Here is a 25580-nt window from a genome sequence, read left to right on the forward strand (position 1 = left end):
GTCCTATCGAATAACATCATGTTCAGGCCGTCTGAAAGCCAGAATCGGCAACGTGTTTGATGTATAATCCGCTTCTTAATCAAGATTACCCGTTTTCAGACGGCCGTTTGCTTTTCATATTCGGAGGCCGTCTGAAACTTTTATACCGCATACAGAAAGCAGTGATATGAATAAAAAACGTGTCTTAACCGGCGTTACCACTACCGGTATTCCACATTTGGGCAATTATGTCGGCGCCATCCGCCCCGCCATTGCCGCTTCTCACTTACCCGATACCGAATCGTTTTTATTTTTGGCGGATTATCACGGCATTATCAAATGCCACGACCCTGAAATCATCCACGAATCCACACGCGCCATCGCCGCCACTTGGCTGGCCTGCGGTTTAAATCCTGAAAAAACCACGTTTTACCGCCAAAGTGATATTCCCGAAATCATGGAATTAAATTGGATTCTGACCTGCATTACCGCCAAAGGCCTGATGAACCGCGCCCATGCCTATAAAGCGGCCGTGCAAGACAATCTCGACAAAGGCCAGGAAGACCAAGACCACCAAATCGAAATGGGCTTATACAGCTATCCGATTTTGATGACTGCCGATATTTTGATGTTTAAAGCCCAAGAAGTGCCCGTAGGCCGCGATCAAATCCAGCATGTTGAAATGGCACGCGATATTGCCGGACGCTTCAACCACCGCTTTAAAGAAGTCTTTACCCTACCCGAAGTAAAAATTGATGAGAATGTAGAATTATTGGTCGGCTTAGACGGTAGAAAAATGTCGAAAAGTTACGGCAACACCATTCCGCTGTTTGATACGGATAAAAAAACCCAAAAAGCCGTGAACAAAATTATTACCAACCTCAAAGAGCCGGGCGAACCGAAACAACCGGACGAAAGCCCCTTGTTTGAAATTTACAAAGCCTTTGCCACGCCGTCTGAAACCACCGAGTTCACACAAATGCTGGCAGACGGCTTAGCGTGGGGCGAAGCTAAAAAATTACTGGCTGCAAAAATCAATGCCGAACTAGCCGAACCACGCGAACGCTATGCCGAACTGAACGCACATCCCGAAAAAATCGAAGCGATTTTACAAGCCGGTGCACAAAAAGCCCGTAAAGAAGCACGCATATTGCTCGACCAAGTGCGCGATGCCGTCGGTATCCGTGCATTGAAATAAAGCCGTTGCCATACCAAATAACAGGCCGTCTGAAAAAATATTCAGACGGCCTGTTTGATATTCAACCGAAGAACATTAATTAAAAAACGTATGCGCCCCGATAAACCTTTTTGCAAAATAAGGATTAGACATTTTTTCGGTACGAATCACCCCTTTTCTTGACGGCGCATGAATAAATTCGCCATTACCGATATACAATCCCACATGCGAATATTTGCTCGAACCGCCGGTATTAAAAAATACCAAATCACCCGTTTTCAGACGGCTCGGATCAATCGGTCGTGAAGCAGCCGCCATATCACGTGCAGTACGCGGCAGTGCCACACCCAATGCATTTTGATAAACAAACTGAATCATGCCGCTACAATCGAAGCCTGTCGAGGTATCCGAACCACCATAACGATAAGGAGTACCAATCAGACTCATGCTGTGCAACATCAATTCTTGTGCGCCCTGATCACGGTCAATATGGGAAATACGCACAGGCTTAACCGAGCGTGCCACATGTTTGGGTTTGCTATTCACCTTTGTTGCCACCTGCTTAGGCGCACTACCACAAGCGGCCAGTAAAAAAGGCACACACAATAACAGTATTTTTTTCGATATATTCATCATCCCACCATCTTGTGATCGATTGCTATCAGATGGTTTGATTTTAAGCAATCATCCCGAAATTGCCAAGATTACCCCAAAACTATGCATACCATATAAATAACTTAATGCGTGTTATACTTAAGCGCCGTAAATTCATGTAAATCAAACTAGCTTTTTTTACTATCAGCATTATATTTAGTGAAATTCAAAATGAAGATAGCTATTAAGTTATATTCATTTACATATATATAAATTTTATTAATATTATTAGCACTATAAATTATACAAATTTAGATTTCAGGCTAGAATATCGGTATTGAATTTCTAACTGATTTATTTTTTTATACCGTTTAACTAAAAGGAGTATCAAAATGGCTTTCGTAGACCGCACCGGACAACAAGTCCCAAATGTCGTATTCCATACCCGCGTAGGTGATTCTTGGAAAGATGTATCAACCGACGACCTGTTTAAAGGTAAAAAAGTTGTCGTATTCTCTTTGCCCGGCGCTTTCACACCTACTTGCTCCTCAACCCACCTGCCACGCTACAACGAATTAGCTAAAGCATTCAAACAAAACGGTGTCGACAGCATTCTGTGCGTTTCTGTAAACGACACTTTCGTGATGAATGCATGGGCAGCCGAAGAAGAATCTGAAAACGTTATCATGGTTCCCGATGGTAACGGCGAATTCACCGAAGGCATGGGCATGTTGGTTGGTAAAGACGACTTGGGTTTCGGCAAACGTTCTTGGCGTTATTCTATGTTGGTGAACGACGGCAAAATCGAAAAAATGTTCATCGAGCCGGAAAAAGAAGGCGATCCCTTCGAAGTTTCCGATGCCGACACCATGCTGAAATACATTGCACCGGATTGGAAAGCTCAAGAATCTATCGCCATCTTCACCAAACCCGGCTGCCAATTCTGTAGCAAAGCTAAAAAATTGTTGGAAGAAAAAGGCTTGGCTTACGAAGAAATCGTATTGGGTAAAGATGCCAGCATCGTATCTGTACGCGCAATTACCGGTAAAGCAACCGCTCCTCAAGTGTTTGTTGGCGGTAAATACATCGGCGGCAGCGAAGATTTAGAAGCTTACCTGGCTTAATCCAATCTTTATATCTAAACAGACCGTACACTTGGATCTGTTAATGAAGCAGAACTAAACAATATTCTGCGCAATTTAAACGTGCCGTTGTGATTTCATTTCACAATGGCACGTTTAAATCATTTCAGACGGCCGATGAAATAATCATAATAAAATAACAACGTGTTATCATAGAAAGTTGTTTTACAAAAGCAGGATAGAGCAGATTCCGTTATCGAAGGTATTCTATTTTTGTAAGATAAGAATAGTATCGTTCGTCTTCCTTAATCAAAATTTTTTAAAATAACGGCCCTAACCGGCTTCTCCACATAATAAAGGAAATTATATGAAACAAATTCAAGCTGATGTTGTCGTTATCGGCGGCGGCACTGCCGGCATGGGTGCATTCCGCAATGCACTCCGACACACAGACAATGTTTATCTGATTGAAAACAACGTATTCGGTACGACATGTGCCCGCGTCGGCTGTATGCCGTCCAAACTGCTGATTGCCGCTGCTGAAGCACGCCATCACGCCTTACATACCGATCCGTTCGGCATCCATCTGGATAAAGACAGCGTAAATGTGAACGGCGAAGAAGTGATGAACCGTGTTAAATCCGAACGCGACCGTTTTGTCGGCTTTGTATTAGAAGACGTAGAAGCATGGCCTGAAGAAAAACGCATTATGGGCTCGGCTAAATTTATTGATGAACACACCATTCAAGTAGACGACCATACAACTATTAAAGCAGACCGCATTGTCATTGCTACCGGCTCACACCCTATTGTATTGCCCGGCTGGCGCAAAGAACTAGGTGACAAACTCATTATCAACGATGACGTTTTCTCATGGAACACCCTCCCGGAAAGTGTTGCTGTTTTCGGCCCCGGTGTGATTGGTTTGGAATTAGGCCAAGCGTTGCACCGTTTGGGTGTTAAAGTAGAAATTTTCGGTGCCAGCGATAGAATTGCCGCTATTGATGATCCTATCGTTTCAGAAGAAGCCATCCGTATTTTCAGCGAAGAAATACCGTTACACTTAGATTGCAGTACCGAAGTCAAACTCAACGACCAAGGTAAAGTAGAAGTTTGCTGGGATAGCAAAGACGGATCGCGTGGTACTTATGTTGCCGATTATCTGTTAGCCGCTATCGGCCGCCATCCGAATGTGGAGAAACTCGGCTTGGAAAACCTTGATATCGAATTAGATAACAAAGGCGTACCCAAAGCACACCCCCTGACGATGCAAACCAGTATTCCCCATATTTTTATTGCCGGCGACGCATCTAACCAAATACCACTGCTACATGAAGCCAGTGATCAGGGCAAAATTGCCGGTGACAATGCCGGTTTATACCCCAATATTGAAAACGGTTTGCGCCGCAGCCCGATGGGCGTAGTCTTTACCAGCCCGCAAATTGCCTTTGTCGGCTTAAAATATAATCAGGTTATGGAGCGCTTTAAAAATCCCGAATGCTTGATTATCGGCGAAGTTTCCTTCAAAAATCAAGGACGCAGCCGTGTGATGTTGGTTAACAAAGGCCACATGCGCATTTATGCCGAACAAGGTACCGGTTTGTTTGTCGGTGCGGAAATGGTCGGCCCGGCTGTCGAACACTTGGCGCACCTGTTAGCATGGGCGCACCAACAAAAAATGACGATTCCGCAAATGCTGGATATGCCGTTCTACCACCCCGTTATCGAAGAAGGTTTGCGCACGGCATTGCGTGATGTTAACAAACAGCTCCGACTCGGTATGCAAAGCAATGAATGTGCCGAATGTCCGGGTGCATAAAATATCTAATTAACAAAGCCGTCTGAAACTTTTCAGACGGCTTTGTTTTTTTATTGCTGCTTAATATTGTTCAGACGGCTTCTAATAACCGCCTAAACAAAAGTTTAAACCCCGCGCAATAAATCGTTTACGCTGGTTTTCGAGCGGGTTTGCGCATCGACTTTTTTCACAATCACCGCGCAATACAGGCTGTATTTACCATCGGCAGACGGCAGATTACCCGATACCACCACCGAACCGGCAGGCACGCGGCCGTAATGGATTTCGCCGGTTTCGCGGTCGTAGATTTTGGTTGATTGGCCGATATACACCCCCATAGAAATCACACTGCCCTCTTCGACAATCACACCTTCCACGATTTCAGAGCGGGCACCGATAAAGCAATTATCTTCAATAATGGTCGGATTGGCTTGCAACGGTTCCAACACCCCACCGATACCCACACCACCGCTCAAATGAACGTTTTTACCGATTTGCGCACAAGAGCCGACAGTCGCCCAAGTATCTACCATCGCACCTTCATCCACATAAGCACCGATATTCACATAAGACGGCATCAGAACCACATTTTTTGCCACAAAGCTGCCACGGCGGGCAACGGCCCCGGGAACGGCACGGAAACCGGCGGCTTTAAAGGTTTGTTCATCCCAATCGGCAAATTTGGTCGGCACTTTATCGAAATATTTATTCACGCCGTCGTCTGATACGCCATTATCCTGAATACGGAAAGACAATAATACCGCTTTCTTCACCCATTCGTTTACCTGCCATTGGCCGACACCCAAACGTTCGGCGACACGCAATGCGCCTGAATCCAACTGACGGAGGGTTTCCTCTACTGCTTCTTTTACTTCGGGCGTTACCGTTGCCGGGCTGATTTGCGCACGGTTTTCAAACGCTGTTTCAATAATATTTTGTAATGACATATTTTCTTTCCTAAAAGGCTCGGATTAATCGGGCTGAAGCCGTCTGAAAACCTATCGTACTTTCAGACGGCCTATTCAAATGAAAATCTTATCCAATCCGTTAAAACCGCAAAGGGCAGGCATATACAGGCAAAACACGATTCGCCATACAAAGCCATATACCCCTCGGCTTTAAAACGATTTCACGCTATTTTAACTGAAAATGCGCCGATGGCCATGATTCCCTGATATCAGGCCGTCTGAAAATGTTTTCAGACGGCCTATGATAACGGTTTTTATTTTATAAGCCTAAAGCATCAGCATGAAACTCAATATGCGCATCAATAAAGCTGCCGATAAAAAAGTAACTATGATCATAGCCTTTACGCACACTGAATTGCACATTAAAACCCTTACCACGGGCAGCATGGATAAACGCCTCCGGCCGCAATTCCGGATAATATTCGTCGGCATCGCCCTGATCCACCCATATCGGCAAAGGTTGAGTAGCATTTTTAACCAATTCAGTGCTGTCGTATGGCAACCAAGTGCTGCTGTCTTCACCCAAATAAGCGGTTAATGCTTTTTGCCATAACGGCGTTGCCGAAGGATTGGCTATCGGCGCAAAAGCAGAAACAGAAGCATAACGGCCCGGGTTTTTCAAAGCAATCATTAACGCACCATGCCCGCCCATACTATGACCGGCAATACTGCGCTTATCGTTCACCGGAAAATGGCTTTCCACCAGTTCGGGTAATTCCTGCACAATATAATCGTACATCCGATAATGCTTCGCCCACGGCATTTCGGTGGCGTTCACATAAAAGCCGGCACTCAAGCCCACACCCAGCTCATTACTGTCAGCCACCCCTTCACCGCGTGGTGAAGTGTCCGCCATCACCAAAGCCATCCCCCATTGCGCGGCAAAGCGTTGCGCTCCTGCTTTCAGGGTAAAGTTCTCATCGGTCGCGGTAATACCGGAGAGCCAATACAAAACCGGCACTTTATAACCTTGCAAGGCCATCGGCGGTAAATAAATGCTGAAGGTCATTTCGCAATTATTGGTTTTGGAAACATGCCGATAACGCTCCTGATGACCGTTAAACATTTTATGACGTTCTATTAGCGTTAAACCATTCATACCCTACCTCACATTTTTTTGATAAAAACATAATTCATGCTTGCTGCTTATTTCACATCTCAAAGCACAAATTAATACTAACTAATTATTTTTAAAAGAATTTTATAAAACATCATACTTTTAAAAAACACTATTTTCTTGAATATTTTATATTTTTTGACATTCTTAAAAGTAAACAATCAAACCGATAGAGATAATATTATTTCCAAATGGTAAATAGTACTTTTCATATAAGCTACTTTTTTCACCCATACTGCCATACGTATAATTCACCCATCGCTTAAGAAGCCAACAAATATCAATTAAAAACTAATAAGGAATAATATTATGCAAACAGTTTACCACGCAGCAGGTTCACGCGGTTTTGCTAACCATGGCTGGTTAAAAAGCGCACATACTTTCAGCTTTGCAAACTACTACAACCCCGAGCGCATGGGTTTCGGCGTACTGCGCGTTATCAATGACGACTTTGTAGAAGCCGGCATGGGTTTTGGCAACCATCCACACCGCGATATGGAAATTATTTCCGTACCCTTGAGCGGCGACTTGGCTCACAAAGACAGCATGGGCAATGGCAGCATTATCAGAAACGGTGATGTGCAGGCGATGTCTGCCGGAACAGGCGTTGTTCATAGCGAAATGAACGCAAACCACGACCAAGCCGTAAAATTTTTACAAATTTGGGTATTGCCGCGCAAAAACCGCGTTAAACCGCGCTATCAGCAAGTCAATATCACAACTGAAGCCAAGCCAAATGATTTCCAACAAATCGTTTCGCCGAATATGGATGACGACGGTGTTTGGATTCATCAAAACGCATGGTTCTCGCTGGCTAAGTTTTCAGACGGCAATAAAAAACATTACAACGTCAAACGTGAGGGTAACGGTGTTTACGCGTTTGTAATCAAAGGCAAAGCCAAAGTCGGTGGGATTGAACTCAACGAACGCGACGGTTTGGGTTTATGGGAAACCGACGGGTTCGATGTAGAAGCCCTAGGCGATGCCGAAATCCTGTTGATGGATGTGCCGATGGATATCGAAGCCAATATCAACCAACGCCATTAAAAATGAAGAAGAATTTTTTGAAGTTTATTTTGAAATTTTAAAGTTTAAGTAGTACCACAAGCCCGAAAGTAAGAACTTGGCCCCGTATACATTTACCCGCCTGGCGGATAAATGGAACGGGGCATCTTTTTATCTGCAAAATCCATCACCGCAACCGAAAGCAATATTATCCGATATCGCTTTAAATCTTTCAGACGGCCTAAAACCTTGTTTTACGACAAAACAAATTCCACCGCTGCCAAAGCATGAATCTGAGCACTGTCGAAAACCGGCAACGGGCATTCCTGCGGCGACAACAGCAACCCGATTTCCGTACAACCGAATACAATACCTTGCGCCCCCTGCTCTGCCAGCCGTTCCATCACACCGAGATAATAAGCTTTGGCCGATTCGGTAAAACGGTTCAGGCACAATTCTTCAAAAATAATCCGATGGATTTCCGCCTGTTCCCGTTCGGTAGGCACTATGGTTTCTATGCCCGATGCCCTAGCACGCTCAGTATAAAAATCATCGTTCATTGTAAAACGCGTTCCCAACAGGCCGACCTTATTCAAACCCTGCCGTTTCACCGCTTCGGCGGTCACATCAACCACATGAATCAGAGGAATATCCACTGCCTGTTCAATAGCAGAAGCGACTTTATGCATGGTATTGGTTGCCAATACCACGGCTTGCGCCCCCATTGCAGCCAACTTCACGGCGGCAGCGGCCAACACTTCGCCCGCCTGCCGCCAATCCCCCGCCCGTTGCATGGCGGCAATGGTTTCAAAATCAATACTGTATAGCAACATTTCGGCGCTATGGTTCGCACCCAAACGGCGGTTCACTTCGCGGTTGATAATGTGGTAATAAGAAACGGTGCTCTCAGGGCTCATGCCGCCAATCATGCCTAAGGTTTTCATATTGTTCCCTTTTATAAAGATAAAAAAGCGGCGTCACAAGCCATAAAAACTTTTGGCCGTCTGAAAGATTTATTCCTGCTCGTCTTCCGCTTCGGTACTCAAATAGCTGCTTTGTTTCAACGCATGTAGGAATTCGGCGGTATAAAGTTTGCGCTCGGTCGCTTTCAATTGCGCCCAACGGGTTTTCTCTTCAAAGCGGTTAATCACTTCGTTGGTAGAAAGATGCACATAATGAAGCATATCTTCAATGGTATCGTGCTCTTCCATACCGCCGAATTCGATATTGCCGTTATCACGCACATAAACGTTCACCGAATCGGTATCGCCGAACAGATTATGCATATCGCCGAGAATTTCCTGATAAGCCCCTACCATAAACACACCGAGCATATACGGTTCGCCGGGATTCAGGGCATGCACACGCATGCTGGATTCAATACTCTGCTGATCAACATACTGGCTGATTTTACCGTCGGAATCACAGGTCAAATCCTGCAAAACCGCGCGACGGGTCGGGCGTTCGTTCAAACGGTGCAGCGGCATAATCGGCAGCACCTGCCCAATCGCCCATGTATCCGGCAAGCTTTGGAACACGGAAAAATTACAGAAATATTTATCGGCCAACTTATCGTTTAAATCGTCGTAAACCTGACGCTGCGAACGCCTGCCGGCTTGCAGTTGTGTTTTCAGACGGCGGCACAATACCGCATGAAGCTGTTCGGCCAAAGCTTTTTCTTTTAAGGGCACTTTGCCTTCCAGATAAAGCTCGGTCACTTCGGTGAGGTAATGGCCGATGCGGTAATAGGTTTCGGTTACCATTTCGCTGTCGTTAATATCCAGATAGGCAATCAGCTTTTGCGTGGCAAACGAAAGCGTTTCAGGGTCGGCAATATCGGGAATCTGTTCGGGCAGGGTTTCCACATCGGTCACATTCATCACCAAAACCGCATGGTGTGCCGTCATGGCGCGACCCGATTCCGAAAAGATATGCGGATGCGGCACATTGTTGGCATTACAATATTCGGCCAACATCGACACAATCACATGCGAGTATTCGCCCATATCGTAATTAATCGAACTGGCATTGCGCGAGTGGGTACCGTCGTAGTCAACGCCCAAACCGCCGCCCACATCCACATATTCAATCGGCAGCCCCAAACTACGCAACTCGGCAAAATAGCGCACGGCTTCTTTAAAGCCCATACGGTAGTCGGCAATATTGGAAATCTGCGAACCCATATGAAAATGCATTAATTTAACCGTATCGCCCAAACCGGCAGCAGTCAGTTTTTCAGCCGCCGAAATCAATTGTGCGGCCGACAAGCCGAATTTACCTTTCTCCCCGCCGGTATCCGCCCACTTGCTCGAAGACAGCGACGACAGGCGCACACGCAGGCCGATATTGGCACGGATACCGAGATTGCGCGATTCTTCAATCACCAAATCCACTTCGGATTCTTTTTCAATCACGATAAACACCTGATGACCGAGCCGCTGACCAATCAGCGCCAAACGGATAAAGTCGCGGTCTTTATAGCCGTTGCACACAATCGTGCCGCCTTTGGGGGCAAACGCCAGCACAATCATCAGTTCGGGCTTGGAGCCGGCTTCTAAGCCAATGGATACCTGTTCGTTTTTCGGCACGATAATATTTTTAACCACCGATTCCTGTTGATTTACCTTAATCGGATAAATCGCCGTATAACGCCCCTGATATTCGTTTTTACGGATAGAACGGTTAAACGCCGCACACAAACGCGCCACCCTGTCTTGCAGAATATCGGGAAAACGAAACAACATCGGCAAATCCTGCCCGCGTTCGTTCAATTGCGAAACTAAATCGTATAAATCCACTTCTACCGGGCTATTGTCGTTCGGCCGAACCATGACACGACCGTTTTCCCCCACGGAAAAATAACGGTCGCCCCAATGGCGGATACCGTAAAGAGAAACACTGTCTGCTACCGACCAAGTCATGGTTTTATCCTTATCAATAAAATAAAAGAAGTATCTAACCGTTATCGATAAAAAATAACGAAACGGCCTGAATCATAACATATCCGATATCCTGCCTCAGTTATCCATGAATCAATCAGGCCGTCTGAAAATATTTCAGACGGCCTTTTCATTACAAATAATCAATCTATTACTCGGATACAAGTTTATTTTCCGGGCTGCATAATGTCGGACAATATTGAAGCCCGCCGATAATGGTTCTGACAAAAACCAACAACATATCCCCTTTTATATCCACCCTAACCGGATTCACCAAATTTTGATATATCGATCCGGTTACTGCGGATTGCAAATAAAAAACCGCTGCATCAATATCTAAATTTTCCGGTAACGATTGCTGTTTCACACACTGCATTAATACGGCCTTCAGCAATTCATACCACATCTTTTCATATTTGCCGATAATATCGACAATCGACTGATTCTCGGTAACATATTCACATTTTAAAAACAGAATACTGCAAAATTTATAATAAAGTGGATCATTGGCCAAACGGTCAAACATCGCCAATAAACTATTATAAAGACTTTCGAGCATATCAGCGGCACCGTCTGCCAAATCATTTCTCAGCTGACTTTCGGCATCTTCACATAATTGTCCGAAAAGCGCATCAAACAAATCTTCTTTGTTTTTAAAATGCCAATACAATGCACCGCGCGTCACCCCTGCAGCACGAGCGATTTCATTCAAAGATGCACGGGAAGTACCTTTCTGATAAAAGGTTTCCAGCGCCGCCATCAATAAATTATGGCGTGTTTCAAGTGCTTCGGCTTTGGTTCTTCTCATAAAATAATGGCTATATTTAAGTTATTTTTCGTAAAAAAATTTACGCAATTATAGAAAACAACTTTTTAACATGCAACTGTGTATGTATAATTGCAAAAAATTTGTCAGGCTATTTCTCGTTAAGGTTTAAACAAAAGAAAGAAAATAAAACAATGTCATACTTTACACCCAACACAACAAACACATTGAAACTAGCCGCACTGGCGGCCGCTACAATGCTTGCTTTATCTGCTTGTAATCAAGGAGGGGACAATGCATCTGCCCAAAAAGGGACGGAACAAGAAGCACCCGCCCCCCTTGTCGGTGTCGTCACCGTGCAACCGCAAAATATCACGCTGAGCACCGAACTCCCCGGCCGTTTGGAATCTCGCCGTATCGCCGATATCTTGCCGCAAGTCGGCGGTATTATCAAAAAACGCCTGTTTCAAGAAGGCAGCTATGTCCGTGCCGGGCAACCCCTCTATCAAATTGATGATGCCGTCTATACCACAGCTTTAGAAAATGCTCGCGCCCAGCTGGCTTCAGCACAATCGGCACTAGCCAAAGCCAATGCCGATTTATCGCGCTATAAACCATTGGTTGAAGCTGATGCTATTAGCAAACAAGAATATGATGCCGCCGTTGCAGCCAAACGCTCTGCAGAGGCCAGTGTAAAAGCGGCGCGTGCCGGTATTAATGCGGCACAAATCAATGTGAATTATTCCCGTATTACCGCACCGATTTCCGGCTATATCGGTCAATCGTTTGTTTCCGAAGGTACATTAGTCAGCCCCGGCGGGCCCTCCAAATTAGCGACTATCCAACAAACCGATCCTATGTATGTCAATGTCACCCAATCAGCAGCCGAAGTGATGCAGCTGCGCCAAGATATCGCAGATGGGAAAATGCAGTCGGTCAATGGCGGTGTCGAAATTGAGATTAAATTAGAAAATGGTACGCTTTATCCGCTCAAAGGCCGTCTGTTGTTTGCCGATCCGACCGTCGACCAAACCACCGGTCAAGTGACTTTGCGCGCTGAAGTGCCAAACCCCGACAATATCTTATTACCCGGCTTATATGTGCGTGTTGTACTGCCTCAGGCAGATATTCCCAATGCATTCGCCGTACCGCAACAGGCAGTTACCCGCGGAGAATCAAACTCCGTTATGATTGTTAATGCGGAAAACAGCTTGGAACCGCGCCAAGTTAATGTGGTACAGCAACAAGGCAATAACTGGATTATTTCAGACGGCCTTCAAGCCGGCGACAAAGTGGTTGTGAACGGCCTATCAATTGTCGGTATGTCGGGCGCGAAAAAAGTGACTCCGCAAGAATGGACCGCACCGGGCAGCGAAGCTCCGGCTCCTACCGATATGAACAATACGGCTTCAGATACCGAAATCACTTCTGACGATGCCGATCAAGCAGCTTCCACAGCACAATAAGGAGCAGTCATGGCTAAATTTTTTATTGACCGCCCTATTTTTGCGTGGGTGATTGCAATATTTGTTATTATTGCCGGTATTGTTGGTATCTATTATTTGCCGGTTTCACAATACCCCTCCGTTGCAGCACCGACCATTACTCTATCAACCAGCTATCCGGGTGCATCCGCCCAAGTCATGGAAGACAGCGTATTGGCCGTTATCGAGCGTAATATGAATGGTGTAGAGGGATTGGACTACATGACCACCAATGCCACCTCTAATGGTAGGGGCTCGGTCAGATTAGTATTTACGCCCGAAACCAATGAAGATTTGGCACAAGTCGATGTGCAAAACAAACTTTCCCAAATCACCCGAGTATTGCCTGCTCCGGTACAACAAAACGGGATTACCGTCGCCAAAGCACGCTCTAACTTCCTAATGGTATTAATGATGTCATCCGAAACGATGAGTACGGAAGAAATCGGCGACTATGTGGAACGTAATATCAGCCCCGAAATACAACGTATTGATGGTGTCGGTGATGTAAACTTATTCGGTTCACAAAGAGCGATGCGTATTTGGGCCGACCCGAAAAAACTGCAAAACTATAACCTTTCTTTTGCCGATATTTCTGCAGCACTCAGCGGACAAAATGTTCAGCTTTCCACCGGTAGTATCGGTGCCCTCCCCGCTCCGGCCGGGCAATCTATTACCGCAACCATTATGGCGGAAGGCCAGCTTTCCACACCGGAAGAATTCGGCAATATTATCCTACGCTCCAATACCGACGGCGCTAACGTGTATCTGAAAGATGTTGCCCGTATCGAGCTGGGTAGCCAAAACTACGGTGCAAGTACCCGCCTGAACGGTAAACCTTCCGTGGGTATGGCGGTAATGTTATCCAATACCGGTAATGCCATGGCAACAGCCGCTGCCGTACGTGAAAAGATGGCCGAATTAGAGCATTTTTTCCCGCAAGATTTGAAATGGTCTGCACCTTACGATACTTCTAAATTTGTTAATATTTCCATTCAAAAAGTGGTTACTACCCTGATAGAGGCCATCGTATTGGTGTTTATCGTGATGTATATTTTCCTACAAAACATCCGCTATACATTGATTCCAACTATTGTGGTGCCGATTTCCCTATTGGGTTCGTTTGCCTCTATCTGGTATCTGGGGATGTCGATCAACGTATTAACCATGTTTGCCATGGTCTTGGTGATCGGTATTGTGGTGGACGATGCGATTGTGGTGGTAGAAAACGTCGAACGGATTATGGTTGAAGAGGGCCTCACACCGGTTGAGGCCACCAAAAAAGCCATGGGCCAGATTTCCGGTGCCGTAATCGGTATTACCGCCGTATTGATTTCGGTATTTATACCCTTAGCCATGTTTAGCGGTGCTACCGGTAATATTTACCGTCAGTTTGCCGTCACTATGGCAATTGCCATCGCATTCTCGGCATTTTTCGCGTTATCACTCACGCCTGCCTTGTGCGGTACATTACTCAAACAAATCCCCAAAGGCCATCACGAACAGAAAAAAGGCTTCTTCGGTTGGTTTAACCGCAAATTTTCAAGAGGTACCCACCGTTATGAAGGCTGGGTTGCCAAAATTCTGAATAAATCTTTCCCCATGATGATAATCTATGCCATCTTAACCGCAGTGGCCGGATTATTGTTTACCCACATTCCCGACTCGTTTCTGCCCAATGAAGACCAAGGTAGCCTGATGATGATTATGCAGCTTCCTTCTGGAGCAACCAAAGAGCGGACCGATGCTACTTTAGCTACAGCCACTAAAGTGATTATGGATCAACCCGAAGTAGAAAGCATAATCGGTATTTCCGGCTTCAGTTTTTCAGGCTCGGCACAAAATACCGGCATGGGCTTTATTACACTGAAAGATTGGTCGGAACGTACTACGCCGGAAACGAGTGCGACTGCACTGGCCGGCAAGTTGACCGGTGCTTTAATGGGTCAAGTGCGAGACGGTTATGCAATTACTGTCAACCCGCCTGCCATTAGGGAGCTGGGTAATAGTTCCGGATTTGAAATGTATCTGCAAGACCGTAACAATAGCGGGCATGATGCATTATTGGCCAAGCGCAATGAACTGGTTAATAAAATGCGCCAAAATCCAATGTTTGACCCCTCCAGTGTCCGCCCTTCCGGTTTAGAAGATGCGCCGCAGCTTAAAATCGACATCAACCGCGAAGCTGCTGCTGCACAAGGGATCAATTTCGACAGTATCCGTTCGGTATTGGCAACGGCATTGGGTTCTTCTTATATCAACGACTTCCCCAACAAAGGCCGTTTACAACGTGTCATTGTACAAGCCGATGCCCAAGCTCGTATGCAACCTTCTGATATTTTGGCATTAACCGTGCCAAATAGTCAGGGGATTGCTGTTCCTTTGTCTACCATTGCCACCGTATCATGGCAAAACGGTATTGAACAAAGTGTCCGCTTCAACGGCTACCCTGCCATGCAAATCAGCGGCGGAGCTGCTGAAGGCTATTCTTCAGGTGATGTAATGGCCGAAGTACAGCGCATGGTCGATGAAATGGACGGCTACAGCTTAGAATGGAGCGGCCAATCTCGTGAAGAAATCAAAGGTAGTTCGCAAACAACCACTTTATATGTATTTGCCATTATTGCCGTATTCTTAGTATTGGCTGCATTATATGAAAGCTGGTCGATTCCTTTAGCCGTGATTTTAGTGGTACCACTCGGTTTCTTAGGCGTAGTGTTGGGCGTAAACGGACGCAATATGATAGGTGCCTTATTCGGCAATGCCCCCGCTTATCTTAATGATATTTACTTCCAAGTCGGCCTGATTACCGTGATCGGTTTAAGTGCCAAAAATGCTATTTTGATTATTGAGTTTGCTAAAGATCTACAGGCACAAGGTAAAAATGCAATTGAATCTGCTCTGGAAGCAGCACATCTGCGTTTCCGCCCGATTATCATGACATCATTTGCCTTTATTTTAGGTGTTGTGCCACTTTATCTTGCCTCCGGTGCCAGCTCGGCCAGCCAACGTGGTATCGGTACAACCGTGTTATGGGGTATGTTGATAGGTACCATTTTATCAGTATTCCTTGTACCACTGTTTTATGTACTGATCCGCAAACTCTTTAAAGATAAATCCAACGGAACACCGGCCGGAGCAACGGCCTTACCCAATTCGGTTGGAAATGAATACACTGATAAGGATTAAACATGAATGTATTCTCTTTCAAACCTGCTTTGAATGCTTTAACGCTTATAACAGCACTTTCAGCCTGTACTATGATTCCGACATACGAGCAGCCGCAAGTCAACATACCGGAAACATTCAAGCATGACACCCAGCCCGAAACCGGTATTCAGGCGGCCTCGTTGGGTTGGCAGGATTACTTTGCCGACCCCCGTTTGCACCGTTTAATCGAATTGGCTTTAAACAATAATACCGACTTACAGGAAGCGGCATTAAATTCCGAAGCCGTACGCCGTCAATATATGATTTCCCGTGCCGACTTATTACCCGGCATCAACGCCAGCGGCAACGGCCAACGCGGACGCAGGGCGGCAGATCTAAGCGGTGGCAACGCTATGGTTTCATCATCTTATAATGTCGGCTTAGGCATTACCGCTTATGAGCTTGACTTATTTGGTAAAGTACGCAGCCAAGCCGAAGCAGCCAAACAAACTTATTTCAGCAGTGCCGCTGCCCGTGATGCCGCACATCTGACACTGATCGCTACAGTAGCCAAAGCCTACTTCAACCAACTGCATGCAGAAGAAGCCATGGTACTGGCTCAAAACGTGCTGGAAACTCGTCAAAGAACCTATGAACTGACCCAATTAAAACATAGAGCCGGTGTGGTTTCCGCACTTGATCTACGCCAACAGGAAGCCTTAATTGAAGCAGCCAATGCCGATTATGCCGCTGCGGTACAAGGCAGAGAGCAAGCACAAAATGCTTTATCTATGTTGATTAACCAACCACTTCCCAACGATTTGCCGCAAGGTTTATCGCTATCCGAACAGTTTAAAATCAGCAAGTTACCTGCCGGCTTATCATCCGAGGTTTTGCTCAACCGCCCTGATATCCGTGCTGCTGAATATGAATTACGCGGTGCCAATGCCAATATTGGTGCAGCACGTGCTGCATTCTTTCCCAGTATCAGCCTAACCGGCACCATCGGTACCGGCTCAACCGAGTTAAGCGGCTTATTCGAAGGTAGAAACCGTACTTGGGCATTTATTCCCACCATCAATCTACCCATTTTTAACTGGGGACAAAACCGTGCCAATCTGGATTTAGCCAATATCCGCAAACAAATCCAAGTTGTTCGTTATGAAGCGGCTGTTCAGAATGCTTTCAGAGATGTCTCCGACGCACTGGTTGCCCGTGAGCAGTTGGACAAACGTTATGATGCGACGATGAGACAAAAGCAATCATTCGCTGATTCTTTAAGATTGGTACGCCTGCGCTATCAACACGGCGTATCCAGTGCGCTGGATCTGTTGGATGCCGAGCGTAGCAGCTATGGCGCAGATACCGCACTCTTAAATATAGAACTGACCCGCTTGGAAAATCTGGCAGATTTATATAAAGCATTAGGTGGCGGTTTGAAACGTTATACCGAAGATCCTTCTTAAAGACTCAATATTTAACCTTAAATAAAAGGCCGTCTGAAAATAATTCAGGCGGTCTTTTATTTACTACCACGCATATCTACCCATCATTTTTTTATTCATCCTATATTTCATACTATTTATTTTCATAAAAAATAAACAAATAAATCAATAATTTAAAAAATAATTAATTATATATTAAAAAAATCCGTAAGAAATCGCCACCCCTGCCGTCTACTCAGTACAAGTTTAATTTCTCAGGAATAATTTATGAACAAAGCTAACAATCTGGCCCGATTCTCAGAAACATGGGGCAAAGACATTGCTCTATTAGGTTTACGCTTTTTCCTAGCTTATGAATTTTTAGAATCCGGTTTGGAAAAATGGGGTGGTCAAAACTGGTTTGCCGATATTCAAGACTCATTCCCTTTCCCACTCAATCTGTTTTCTGCCGACTTCAACTGGACAGTAGCAATGGGTGCAGAGCTGATTATCCCCGCTTTATTGATTGTCGGTTTGTTCGGTCGTTGGGGCGCACTGATTTTAATGGTGATTACCGGCGTTGCTTGGTATGCAGTACATGGCGGCAACGGCTATAACGTCTGCAACAACGGATACAAAATGGCATTAATTTATTTGGTTGCACTATTACCACTGGTATTACAAGGCGTAGGACGTTTTTCACTCGATTATGTTTTGTTCGGCAAGAAAAACAATCGTCTTTCAGAACAAGCCGTCTGAATTATCAATATAACGGCATGTATATAAACAATTACTTTTTTAACACTAATTTTTAACACTATCTGGAGTATTTAAATGACCAAAACATCTTCTTCCCTTATCGCTTTAGCGGGTTTATTGGCATTAGCAGGTTGCCAAGGACAAAGCAATAGTGAACCCGTACAAGCCACTTCCGCTGCCAGCTCATCAACATCTAAAGCAGAAGAAGGTAAATGCGGTGAGGGAAAATGTGGTGCTGCTTCTCAAGCTGCCGGTAAGTCTGCCGAAGGTAAATGCGGCGAAGGCAAATGTGGTGCCGCTTCTCAAGCTGCCGGTAAATCTGCCGAAGGTAAATGTGGCGAAGGCAAATGTGGTGCCGCTTCTCAAGCTGCCGATAAATCTGCCGAAGGTAAATGTGGCGAAGGCAAATGTGGTGCCGCTTCTCAAGCTGCCGGTAAATCTGCCGAAGGTAAATGCGGCGAAGGCAAATGTGGCAGTAAATAATATCTTGGCCGTCTGAATCATCAGACTATTTTCAGACGGCCTAACAAACAGAACCCTCAACAAACTTAAAACTTTAAGGAGCTACTTATGAAAAAAACATCATCTTTAATCGCATTAGCCGGTGCTTTAGCTGTTTTAGGCGGCCAATCTGCCTTTGCAGACAATAAACCTGCAGCAGCCAAAACAGTGAAAACAGCAGCAGCTAAAAAAGCCAAAGAAGGCACTTGTGGCGAAGGTAAATGTGGTGCTCATAACCAAAAACACCAAAAATCTGCCGAAGGTAAATGCGGCGAAGGTAAATGCGGTGCTCATAACCAAAAACACCAAAAATCTGCCGAAGGCAAATGCGGTGAAGGTAAATGTGGTGCAGATGCACACAAAAAGAAAGCCACCAAAGCCGGTGAAGGCAAATGTGGCGAAGGCAAATGCGGCGGCTAATCCGTAAAATAAAATAGCCAACATTTTCAAATACCTTTGAGAAAGGCTGTCTGAATCCTTTCAGACGGCCTCTCATACAACTAAGGTTGTTCTCTATCAGTATGTTTAAACAACTAAGCAGGTTGATACAGAGCTATCTCTCTTAAAAGGAAAACTATCATGAAGACTTTATATGGTGCCGGCTTAGGCTATAAACGCAGCATGGCCGAAGATTTTATGGCGCGTACGCCTGAAACCGGTGTAATTAAATTTATCGAAATCGCACCTGAAAACTGGCTGAGAATGGGTGGGGCAGCACGCTTAAAATTTGATGCCGTCGCTGAACGTTTCCCAATCGCCTGCCACGGCTTATCCCTTTCGCTAGGCGGACAAGATCCGTTGCAAATTGATTTTTTAAAGCAAATTAAAGCCTTTATGCAGCAATACCATATCCGTTTTTTTTCAGAACATTTAAGCTATTGCAGCCATCACGGCCATGTTTACGACCTGCTCCCGCTGCCGTTTACTGAAGAATCCGTTCAGCATACTGCTGCACGTATCCGTACCGTACAAGATATTTTAGAACAACGTATTGCCATTGAAAATACATCTTATTATGCCCACAGCCCGATAGCAGAAATGGATGAGGTCGATTTTCTCAATGCCGTTGCACGCGAAGCGGATTGCGCCATCCATTTAGATGTTAATAATGTTTATGTCAACGCTATTAACCATGGCATTGTGCAGCCACAAGATTATATCGACCGCATAGATATTGACCGCGTTAACTATATTCACATGGCCGGCCATGATGAAGAGCATGCCAATCTATTAATCGACACTCATGGGCAACCCGTTTGCGCCGATGTATGGGATTTATTCGCCTATACCTGCACCAAACTGCCACACAATGTACCAACCCTGCTAGAACGTGATAGTAACCTCCCACCCTTTGAAGAACTCGAAGCCGAAGTTGCCCGTATTGCCGCTATTCAACAACAAGCAGAGGAACAACGCCATGCAGCCGCATAAAACCACGCCTGAAAAAACCAGTAGTGCCGATTTTCAAGCTATGCTGGCCGATCACGTGCGCGACCCGTCCAAACCTGCGCCCGAAGGTATAGAGCCTGATCGCCTAGCTGTATATACCCGCCTCGTTCGCAACAATCTGCGTAGCTTTTTGGATTTATGCTTCAGCGACAGTAGTGAGCTGGCCGATCGTGAATTATGGCAACACCTACAGAATTGTTTTCTAATCGAAGCACGTCCTGAGTCGCCGTTTTTCAATGATATTCCGGCACAATTTTTGAACTATGCCCGCAGCCGCGAGTCAGAAGAGAAATTACCGGACGGCATATTGGCCATGATGGATTTCGAAACCGCCCTACTCCATGCCGAAACCGCTATCCAACCGCTTTCAGACGGCCATTGGGATGATAACACCACATTAACATGGCAACCGGCGGCAAAATTAACCCACTATGATTATAATTTTGTCGATAGCCATTTAGCTTCTATCGAACCGATCCCCAGCACCGTACTGACTTGGCGCAATCGAGACAATGAGGTTTATTACCGGACAATAAGCGGTACAGATCTATTTTTATTGGAACATTTCAGCCAACAGCAAGACACGTTTGAACACATTTTGCAAAGTTTGCAAGAAATGACCGGAGGGCAAAGCCAAGATATTGAAATATGGTTGCGTGAAAATATAGATGGTTGGATAAAGGCAGGTGTATTATTTCCTGAATCAAGCAATAAAAATACAATATAAAAGCTGCATTTTTTGAATTAATATTTTAAAATATCCCGTTCTATTATTTCTATTACAAAGAACGATTCGCACAATGGAAAACTTTAAAAAGATGCTAATCGCTCTCAGACCGGATATTTTACGCTTTGCCAAAATACAACTCAGGGACGACACTCTTGCCGAAGATATGGTTCAAGACACTTTAGCCACCGCTATTGATAAATTCCAGCAATTCCGCGGTGATGCTGTCTTGAAAACGTGGATAATAACCATATTAAAAAATAAAATCACTGATTATTTTCGCAGCAGAAAAAATATTTCCAGCCTTGAAGAGCTTCAGGAAGAAAATGCCGCTATTGATGCTCAATATAACCAATGTTTCGATGAAAGCGATCATTGGTTGAGTTCGGCTAGTCCGAATCATTGGGGAGAAACGCCTGAAGAATTTTCACACCGGCAAGCATTTTTCCGTACTCTAGAAAACTGCTTACAAGGTTTGCCTGAAGATACTGCACAAATTTTTTACTTGCGCGAAATTATGGGCATGGAAGTAGAAGAAATATGCAACAATTTTAATATCACTAAAGAAAATTGCTATGTGATATTACACCGTGCCCGAAACGGTTTAAGAAAATGTTTGCAACACCGCTGGTTTGATTTAAACGACTAAAACGGATACACCATAAAACGGATACATCACAAAGGAAAATAGAGAAATGTTAAAATGCAAAGAAGCCTGTGTCTTGCTCTCCGAGCGACAGGACAGAAAATTAGACTTCACCGAAAACATATCGTTACTTGTACATCTACTATTATGCCCGCACTGCCGGCGCTACCGTAAACAACTCATATTTATACGGAAAAATATGCAGAGATGGCAAGACAATATCAAACGATAATGCCTTGCCATATCATTTGAATATCAAGATAAACAATATTTAATAACGCGGCACACTACTATCAACCTGTAACGACCAAGCATCTATGCCACCCTGAAGGTTATAAAGCGATTCAAATCCTGCTTCTGCCAAATACATAGCAGTATTCAAGCTGCGGATACCGTGATGACAATACACCACAATCGGGGCATCGTCAGGCAGTTCGTTGTGCCGAATCGGAATCATATTCATCGGAATATGCACATATCCCGGTAATGTGCATATCGCCACTTCTTCATCCGTACGCACATCCAACAGGGTCAGCGGTTTACCTTCGGCCAACCATTGCTGCAATTCAAGCGGCGTTAATTGTGGAATCATTTTTCTCTTTCTGAAGCACGGCATTGAAACCCGTGCAAATAAAAATTGCTAAAACTTCATAATAGCGGTATCAATAGCCTGAACCGCCTGAAACAACCAATATTTCAGTTTTCAGACGGCCTTAAAATCAAAACACACTTACTTTCCGGCCATCTTTTCAAATACCGCCCGCACCCGTGCCAAATCTTCCGGCGTATCCACACCGGCAGCCGGTGCGGTTGACGTGATTTCTACCGCGATGGGGAAACCATGCCATAACACACGGAGTTGTTCCAACGACTCGGCGGTTTCTTGCGGGGAAACGCCCATTTCGGCATATTGCCGCAAGAAACCGGCACGATAAGCATATAAACCGATATGGCGTAAAGGATGCAGACTTTCCGGCAGTTTTCCGGCTTTATCCGCAGCCATCGCATCACGCGGATAAGGAATCGGCGCACGGCTGAAATACAAGGCATTGCTTTCCCGATTCAACACCACTTTAACGCAATTAGGATTCAGAAATTCATCCCAGTCGTCAATCGGGTGTGCCGCAGTGGCCATCGGCACTTGGTTTTTCACCAACAGCGCAGCCGTACGGTTAATCAATTCCGGGTCAATCAAAGGTTCGTCGCCCTGAACGTTCACGATAACGGCATCTTCCGCCAAACCCAAAATATCCACGGCTTCAGCCAGGCGGGTTGTGCCGCTTTCATGCGTATCCGCCGTCATTACGGTTTCAATGCCGAAATCACGGCAGGCCGTCTGAATATCGGGATGATCGGTTGCCACAATAATACGTTCCGCCCGACTCTTGGCAGCCTGCTCCGCCACCCGTACCACCATCGGCTTACCATGTATATCGGCAAGCGCTTTAGACGGCAAACGTGATGAAGACAAACGGGCGGGAATCAATACGGTAAACTGACTCATGCGTGCAACTCTTCTTCGCTTAATGTACGCGCTTCGGATTCCAACATATAGGGAATGCCGTCTTTAATCGGATAGGCCAATTTGCTTTGGCGGCACCATAACTCTTGTTTGTCTTGGTGATATTCCAGTTTTCCTTTACTAACGGGGCACACAAGAATATCTAAAAATTTTTTATCCATGGTTTTTACTTTCTACTAAGCTGGCAATCATTATCACCGTCACAAAGAATCTGACGCAATTCACCTTCAAAGGCGCGCCTTCTTTGCCGTTGGAAGTCTATCATTCGGTCTTTGACCATATTCATCGATACCACCATCGTGGCCGTTATATAGCGTGGCATTTTTTCGACAATTCTTTTCCCCACCGGCGTATTATAAAATTGAATCAACGCGTCCACTTCTTCCTGCGTATAAATACGTTGCACATTTTGTACGGAAAGATAGTGTGTTGCGGCGCGGACTGTCGGATTATCGGTATAGGCCACCAACTCATCCACATATCGGTCTAAAACCGCATCCACCTGCGCCTGTTTGTCGGCAGGTATTTCCTTAAGCGGCGCATAACGCAACTCGTTTCTAACCGTTGTAGGCAAGGTTTTTAGCTGATCATCCAACGCCCTATCAAAGTTTTGTATTTGCAACAATTTTTCTACCGAATCCCGGCTGGCCGGTGCGGCCTGAACAGTCGCAACCGCCATACCTAATATGATAGCTGCGAGACAATGTAATTTTTTCATGATTATTTTCCCCGAAACATATTCAAACGACGGGCAACAAATGCCGCCAAATCGGGTTCGATTATCGCACAAACCGGCAGCACCCACACATTTTGCGGCAGGCCGTCTGAAAGTTTTACGGCATCTTTCTCGGTAATCACCACCACATCGGCAACAGGCAAGTCGGCAACACGCAAAGCCGCATGATCCGGCAATGCCCGCGTTTCGGCCAAAGCAATGCCCATACTGCGCAAAGTATCAAAAAAACGCTCCGGCTTGGCAATTCCGGCTACGGCAACCACTTTCAACTGTTTCAGACGGCCTATATCCAAATATTCATCCGGTTTCCCGATGCGATAAATTGGTTTAATTTCCAAACGGCTTGAGTAAATATGCGTATGCAAATGCCGATAATCCTCAGCATAGCCACGACTGCCGCTTACCACCACCGCATCTACCGTCCGCAAGCGCGACATTGGTTCTCTCAACCCACCGTTTGGCAATAAATCCAAATGCTTTCGCCCCGAATCGGCAGCCGGAAAAACCACAATTTCCATATCGCGCCGTAAGGCATAATGCTGCAAACCGTCATCGGCAATGATTAATTCGATATCAGGATATGCTGCCAACAAAGCCTTTCCTGCCCCTACGCGACTACTGCCGACCGCCGTCGGCGCCCCGGTTTGGCGATAAAGCATCAACGGTTCATCGCCCGCCTCATCCGACCGGCTCTGCGGGTGTAAAACATGCACGCTATTTCCCGAACGCCCGTAACCGCGACTAACAATCCCTACCTGAATCCCGTCTGCCTGCAAACCGCGAACCAATGCCGCTACTACCGGCGTTTTCCCCGCCCCGCCGACATGAATATTCCCGACCACCACCACCGGCACCGGTAGTTGTTCACTTTTCAGACGGCCACTCATATACAACTTGCGGCGGACAGCCGCCACTACCTGAAACAAACGCGACAACGGCCACAGCAATATACCCAGTATCAGATTGGGGCGCTGCCAGTGCTGTTCGATAATTTGATGGAGTTTCGGCATTCAGACGGCCTTTGTGTTGATTCTATTCTTACCACTTAAAACGATACCGACTTTAACATAAAACACCCGCCAATATGGTTGATTGGCGGGCATGGTTTCATATTCTTCATTCTACCCTATCGGCAAACGGCATCGGCTATTTTCCCCGTATAATCGCCGGCATACCACTTATCCGCAACGGGGGCATTGTTTGATGTACCTTTAATATTGGCTTGCAAACGTGTTTCACAATCGATTAAAACCGGCCATGTACGAGCGCTCATGCGGCGTTCGAAAAAATATAAATTGGCCTGAACCACATTATCAAACGATAAGGTTTTTGCCGTATCAACGGCAACAAACTTCAATATTTGCGGCTGCACATACGTCCACGGTTTATAAGGCGCGGTGTTGGCAATCTCGGCAATCACAACCGTTTCTTGCGGCAGTAACGAACGGGTATGCCCGTACCAAGTGTATTCACTGTATATTTGAAAAAACAACATACCCGCACCGGCACCGGCAGGTATCAGCCATTTCGGCATTTTTTTAAAAACAAAACGCAGGCCGAGCATAATACCGGCGGCACCCAGCCCTGCAAAAATTGTGGCAATCCATTCCCAAATCATCAAATTTCCTTACTACGGTTGTATCCATGCACAACCTAAATATTATACGAAATACCCGATAAAAGGCATGATTCATATCTAATTACAATCCAACTGCTGCAAAATTTCGGGCTTCCCGAAGGAAGCCCGATAGGTGAAA

The 25580-nt window shown here is 45.6% G+C and carries 25 protein-coding genes and 2 pseudogenes; 15 read left to right on the top strand and 12 right to left on the bottom strand.

Annotated elements, in window-relative coordinates:
• The first annotated feature begins 166 nt into the window (after positions 1–166).
• Complete coding sequence (trpS, locus tag D0T92_RS10210; RefSeq protein ID WP_151052561.1) at positions 167–1177, top strand: tryptophan--tRNA ligase; 1011 nt, start codon at positions 167–169, stop codon at positions 1175–1177.
• Between the two features lie 75 nt (positions 1178–1252).
• Here trpS and D0T92_RS10215 read toward each other — a convergent pair whose 3' ends face one another.
• On the bottom strand, positions 1253–1792 hold the full coding sequence (locus tag D0T92_RS10215) for a C40 family peptidase (protein ID WP_404821651.1): 540 nt from the start codon (positions 1790–1792) through the stop codon (positions 1253–1255).
• Between the two features lie 350 nt (positions 1793–2142).
• On the opposite strand from D0T92_RS10215, the gene D0T92_RS10220 reads away from it, so the two are divergent.
• Together D0T92_RS10220 and D0T92_RS10225 are read left to right on the top strand one after the other, a co-directional pair.
• Positions 2143–2874 (top strand): glutathione peroxidase, encoded by a 732-nt coding sequence (locus tag D0T92_RS10220; protein WP_151052563.1) that lies wholly within the window; start codon positions 2143–2145, stop codon positions 2872–2874.
• A 325-nt stretch (positions 2875–3199) separates the two neighbouring features.
• The gene (locus D0T92_RS10225) at positions 3200–4651 is read left to right on the top strand and encodes a dihydrolipoyl dehydrogenase (protein WP_151052565.1); all 1452 of its coding nucleotides are present in this window, start codon (positions 3200–3202) and stop codon (positions 4649–4651) included.
• Positions 4652–4755: 104 nt separating this feature from the next.
• Here D0T92_RS10225 and dapD read toward each other — a convergent pair whose 3' ends face one another.
• Positions 4756–5577 (bottom strand): 2,3,4,5-tetrahydropyridine-2,6-dicarboxylate N-succinyltransferase, encoded by an 822-nt coding sequence (gene dapD, locus D0T92_RS10230; protein WP_151052566.1) that lies wholly within the window; start codon positions 5575–5577, stop codon positions 4756–4758.
• A gap of 280 nt (positions 5578–5857) precedes the next feature.
• Positions 5858–6697 carry an S-formylglutathione hydrolase gene (fghA, locus tag D0T92_RS10235; protein ID WP_151052568.1) on the bottom strand — a complete coding sequence of 280 codons (840 nt, stop codon included), beginning with the start codon at positions 6695–6697 and terminating at the stop codon, positions 5858–5860.
• Between the two features lie 327 nt (positions 6698–7024).
• Between fghA and D0T92_RS10240 the strand changes: the two genes are divergently transcribed.
• Positions 7025–7762 (top strand): pirin family protein, encoded by a 738-nt coding sequence (locus tag D0T92_RS10240; RefSeq protein WP_151052570.1) that lies wholly within the window; start codon positions 7025–7027, stop codon positions 7760–7762.
• 212 nt (positions 7763–7974) lie between these two features.
• Here D0T92_RS10240 and D0T92_RS10245 read toward each other — a convergent pair whose 3' ends face one another.
• The 3 genes from D0T92_RS10245 to D0T92_RS10255 form a co-directional block, all read right to left on the bottom strand.
• Positions 7975–8664: an aspartate/glutamate racemase family protein gene (locus D0T92_RS10245; RefSeq protein ID WP_151052572.1), complete on the bottom strand. Its 690-nt coding sequence runs from the start codon at positions 8662–8664 to the stop codon at positions 7975–7977.
• A gap of 69 nt (positions 8665–8733) precedes the next feature.
• Positions 8734–10641 carry an arginine decarboxylase gene (gene speA / locus D0T92_RS10250; RefSeq protein WP_151052574.1) on the bottom strand — a complete coding sequence of 636 codons (1908 nt, stop codon included), beginning with the start codon at positions 10639–10641 and terminating at the stop codon, positions 8734–8736.
• A 169-nt stretch (positions 10642–10810) separates the two neighbouring features.
• Positions 10811–11467 carry a TetR family transcriptional regulator gene (locus D0T92_RS10255; protein WP_151052576.1) on the bottom strand — a complete coding sequence of 219 codons (657 nt, stop codon included), beginning with the start codon at positions 11465–11467 and terminating at the stop codon, positions 10811–10813.
• Between the two features lie 152 nt (positions 11468–11619).
• On the opposite strand from D0T92_RS10255, the gene D0T92_RS10260 reads away from it, so the two are divergent.
• The 11 genes and pseudogenes from D0T92_RS10260 to D0T92_RS10305 all read left to right on the top strand — a co-directional run bounded on the left by D0T92_RS10260 (position 11620) and on the right by D0T92_RS10305 (position 21797).
• Positions 11620–12891 (top strand): efflux RND transporter periplasmic adaptor subunit, encoded by a 1272-nt coding sequence (locus D0T92_RS10260; protein WP_151052578.1) that lies wholly within the window; start codon positions 11620–11622, stop codon positions 12889–12891.
• 9 nt (positions 12892–12900) lie between these two features.
• On the top strand, positions 12901–16098 hold the full coding sequence (locus D0T92_RS10265; RefSeq protein ID WP_151052580.1) for an efflux RND transporter permease subunit: 3198 nt from the start codon (positions 12901–12903) through the stop codon (positions 16096–16098).
• 2 nt (positions 16099–16100) lie between these two features.
• The gene (locus tag D0T92_RS10270; protein WP_151052582.1) at positions 16101–17525 is read left to right on the top strand and encodes an efflux transporter outer membrane subunit; all 1425 of its coding nucleotides are present in this window, start codon (positions 16101–16103) and stop codon (positions 17523–17525) included.
• A 246-nt stretch (positions 17526–17771) separates the two neighbouring features.
• Entirely contained in the window at positions 17772–18242 is a 471-nt protein-coding gene (locus tag D0T92_RS10275) for an HvfX family Cu-binding RiPP maturation protein (protein ID WP_151052584.1), read from the top strand.
• A 75-nt stretch (positions 18243–18317) separates the two neighbouring features.
• On the top strand, positions 18318–18725 hold the full coding sequence (locus D0T92_RS10280; protein ID WP_151052586.1) for an HvfA family oxazolone/thioamide-modified RiPP metallophore: 408 nt from the start codon (positions 18318–18320) through the stop codon (positions 18723–18725).
• A gap of 87 nt (positions 18726–18812) precedes the next feature.
• Positions 18813–19094 (top strand): annotated as a pseudogene (locus D0T92_RS10285) (HvfA family oxazolone/thioamide-modified RiPP metallophore); the annotation flags it as partial.
• Between the two features lie 6 nt (positions 19095–19100).
• Positions 19101–19163: pseudogene (locus tag D0T92_RS11890) on the top strand (HvfA family oxazolone/thioamide-modified RiPP metallophore); the annotation flags it as partial.
• A gap of 159 nt (positions 19164–19322) precedes the next feature.
• Positions 19323–20174, top strand: coding sequence for an HvfB family MNIO-type RiPP peptide maturase (locus D0T92_RS10290; protein WP_151052590.1), 852 nt, complete (start codon positions 19323–19325; stop codon positions 20172–20174).
• The gene (locus tag D0T92_RS10295) at positions 20161–20919 is read left to right on the top strand and encodes an HvfC family RiPP maturation protein (protein ID WP_151052591.1); all 759 of its coding nucleotides are present in this window, start codon (positions 20161–20163) and stop codon (positions 20917–20919) included. Before D0T92_RS10290 ends, D0T92_RS10295 begins: the two co-directional genes overlap by 14 nt.
• A gap of 73 nt (positions 20920–20992) precedes the next feature.
• A complete protein-coding gene (locus D0T92_RS10300; RefSeq protein ID WP_151052593.1) occupies positions 20993–21568 on the top strand; it encodes a sigma-70 family RNA polymerase sigma factor in 576 nt (191 codons plus the stop codon).
• A 46-nt stretch (positions 21569–21614) separates the two neighbouring features.
• The gene (locus D0T92_RS10305) at positions 21615–21797 is read left to right on the top strand and encodes a zf-HC2 domain-containing protein (RefSeq protein WP_151052595.1); all 183 of its coding nucleotides are present in this window, start codon (positions 21615–21617) and stop codon (positions 21795–21797) included.
• A gap of 39 nt (positions 21798–21836) precedes the next feature.
• On the opposite strand, the gene D0T92_RS10310 is transcribed toward D0T92_RS10305, so the two are convergent.
• The 6 genes from D0T92_RS10310 to D0T92_RS10335 all read right to left on the bottom strand — a co-directional run bounded on the left by D0T92_RS10310 (position 21837) and on the right by D0T92_RS10335 (position 25441).
• Entirely contained in the window at positions 21837–22157 is a 321-nt protein-coding gene (locus D0T92_RS10310) for a rhodanese-like domain-containing protein (RefSeq protein ID WP_151052597.1), read from the bottom strand.
• Between the two features lie 138 nt (positions 22158–22295).
• A complete protein-coding gene (kdsB, locus tag D0T92_RS10315; RefSeq protein WP_151052599.1) occupies positions 22296–23069 on the bottom strand; it encodes a 3-deoxy-manno-octulosonate cytidylyltransferase in 774 nt (257 codons plus the stop codon).
• Positions 23066–23248 carry a Trm112 family protein gene (locus tag D0T92_RS10320; protein ID WP_151052601.1) on the bottom strand — a complete coding sequence of 61 codons (183 nt, stop codon included), beginning with the start codon at positions 23246–23248 and terminating at the stop codon, positions 23066–23068. The genes kdsB and D0T92_RS10320 overlap by 4 nt, the downstream gene beginning before the upstream one ends.
• A gap of 5 nt (positions 23249–23253) precedes the next feature.
• Positions 23254–23805 carry a DUF2059 domain-containing protein gene (locus tag D0T92_RS10325; protein WP_151052603.1) on the bottom strand — a complete coding sequence of 184 codons (552 nt, stop codon included), beginning with the start codon at positions 23803–23805 and terminating at the stop codon, positions 23254–23256.
• A gap of 2 nt (positions 23806–23807) precedes the next feature.
• A complete protein-coding gene (gene lpxK, locus D0T92_RS10330) occupies positions 23808–24833 on the bottom strand; it encodes a tetraacyldisaccharide 4'-kinase (protein WP_151052605.1) in 1026 nt (341 codons plus the stop codon).
• 116 nt (positions 24834–24949) lie between these two features.
• Entirely contained in the window at positions 24950–25441 is a 492-nt protein-coding gene (locus tag D0T92_RS10335; RefSeq protein ID WP_151052607.1) for a hypothetical protein, read from the bottom strand.
• Positions 25442–25580: the final 139 nt, after the last annotated feature.

It is taken from the genome of Neisseria zalophi (assembly GCF_008807015.1).
Taxonomy (GTDB): Bacteria; Pseudomonadota; Gammaproteobacteria; order Burkholderiales; family Neisseriaceae; genus Neisseria; species Neisseria zalophi.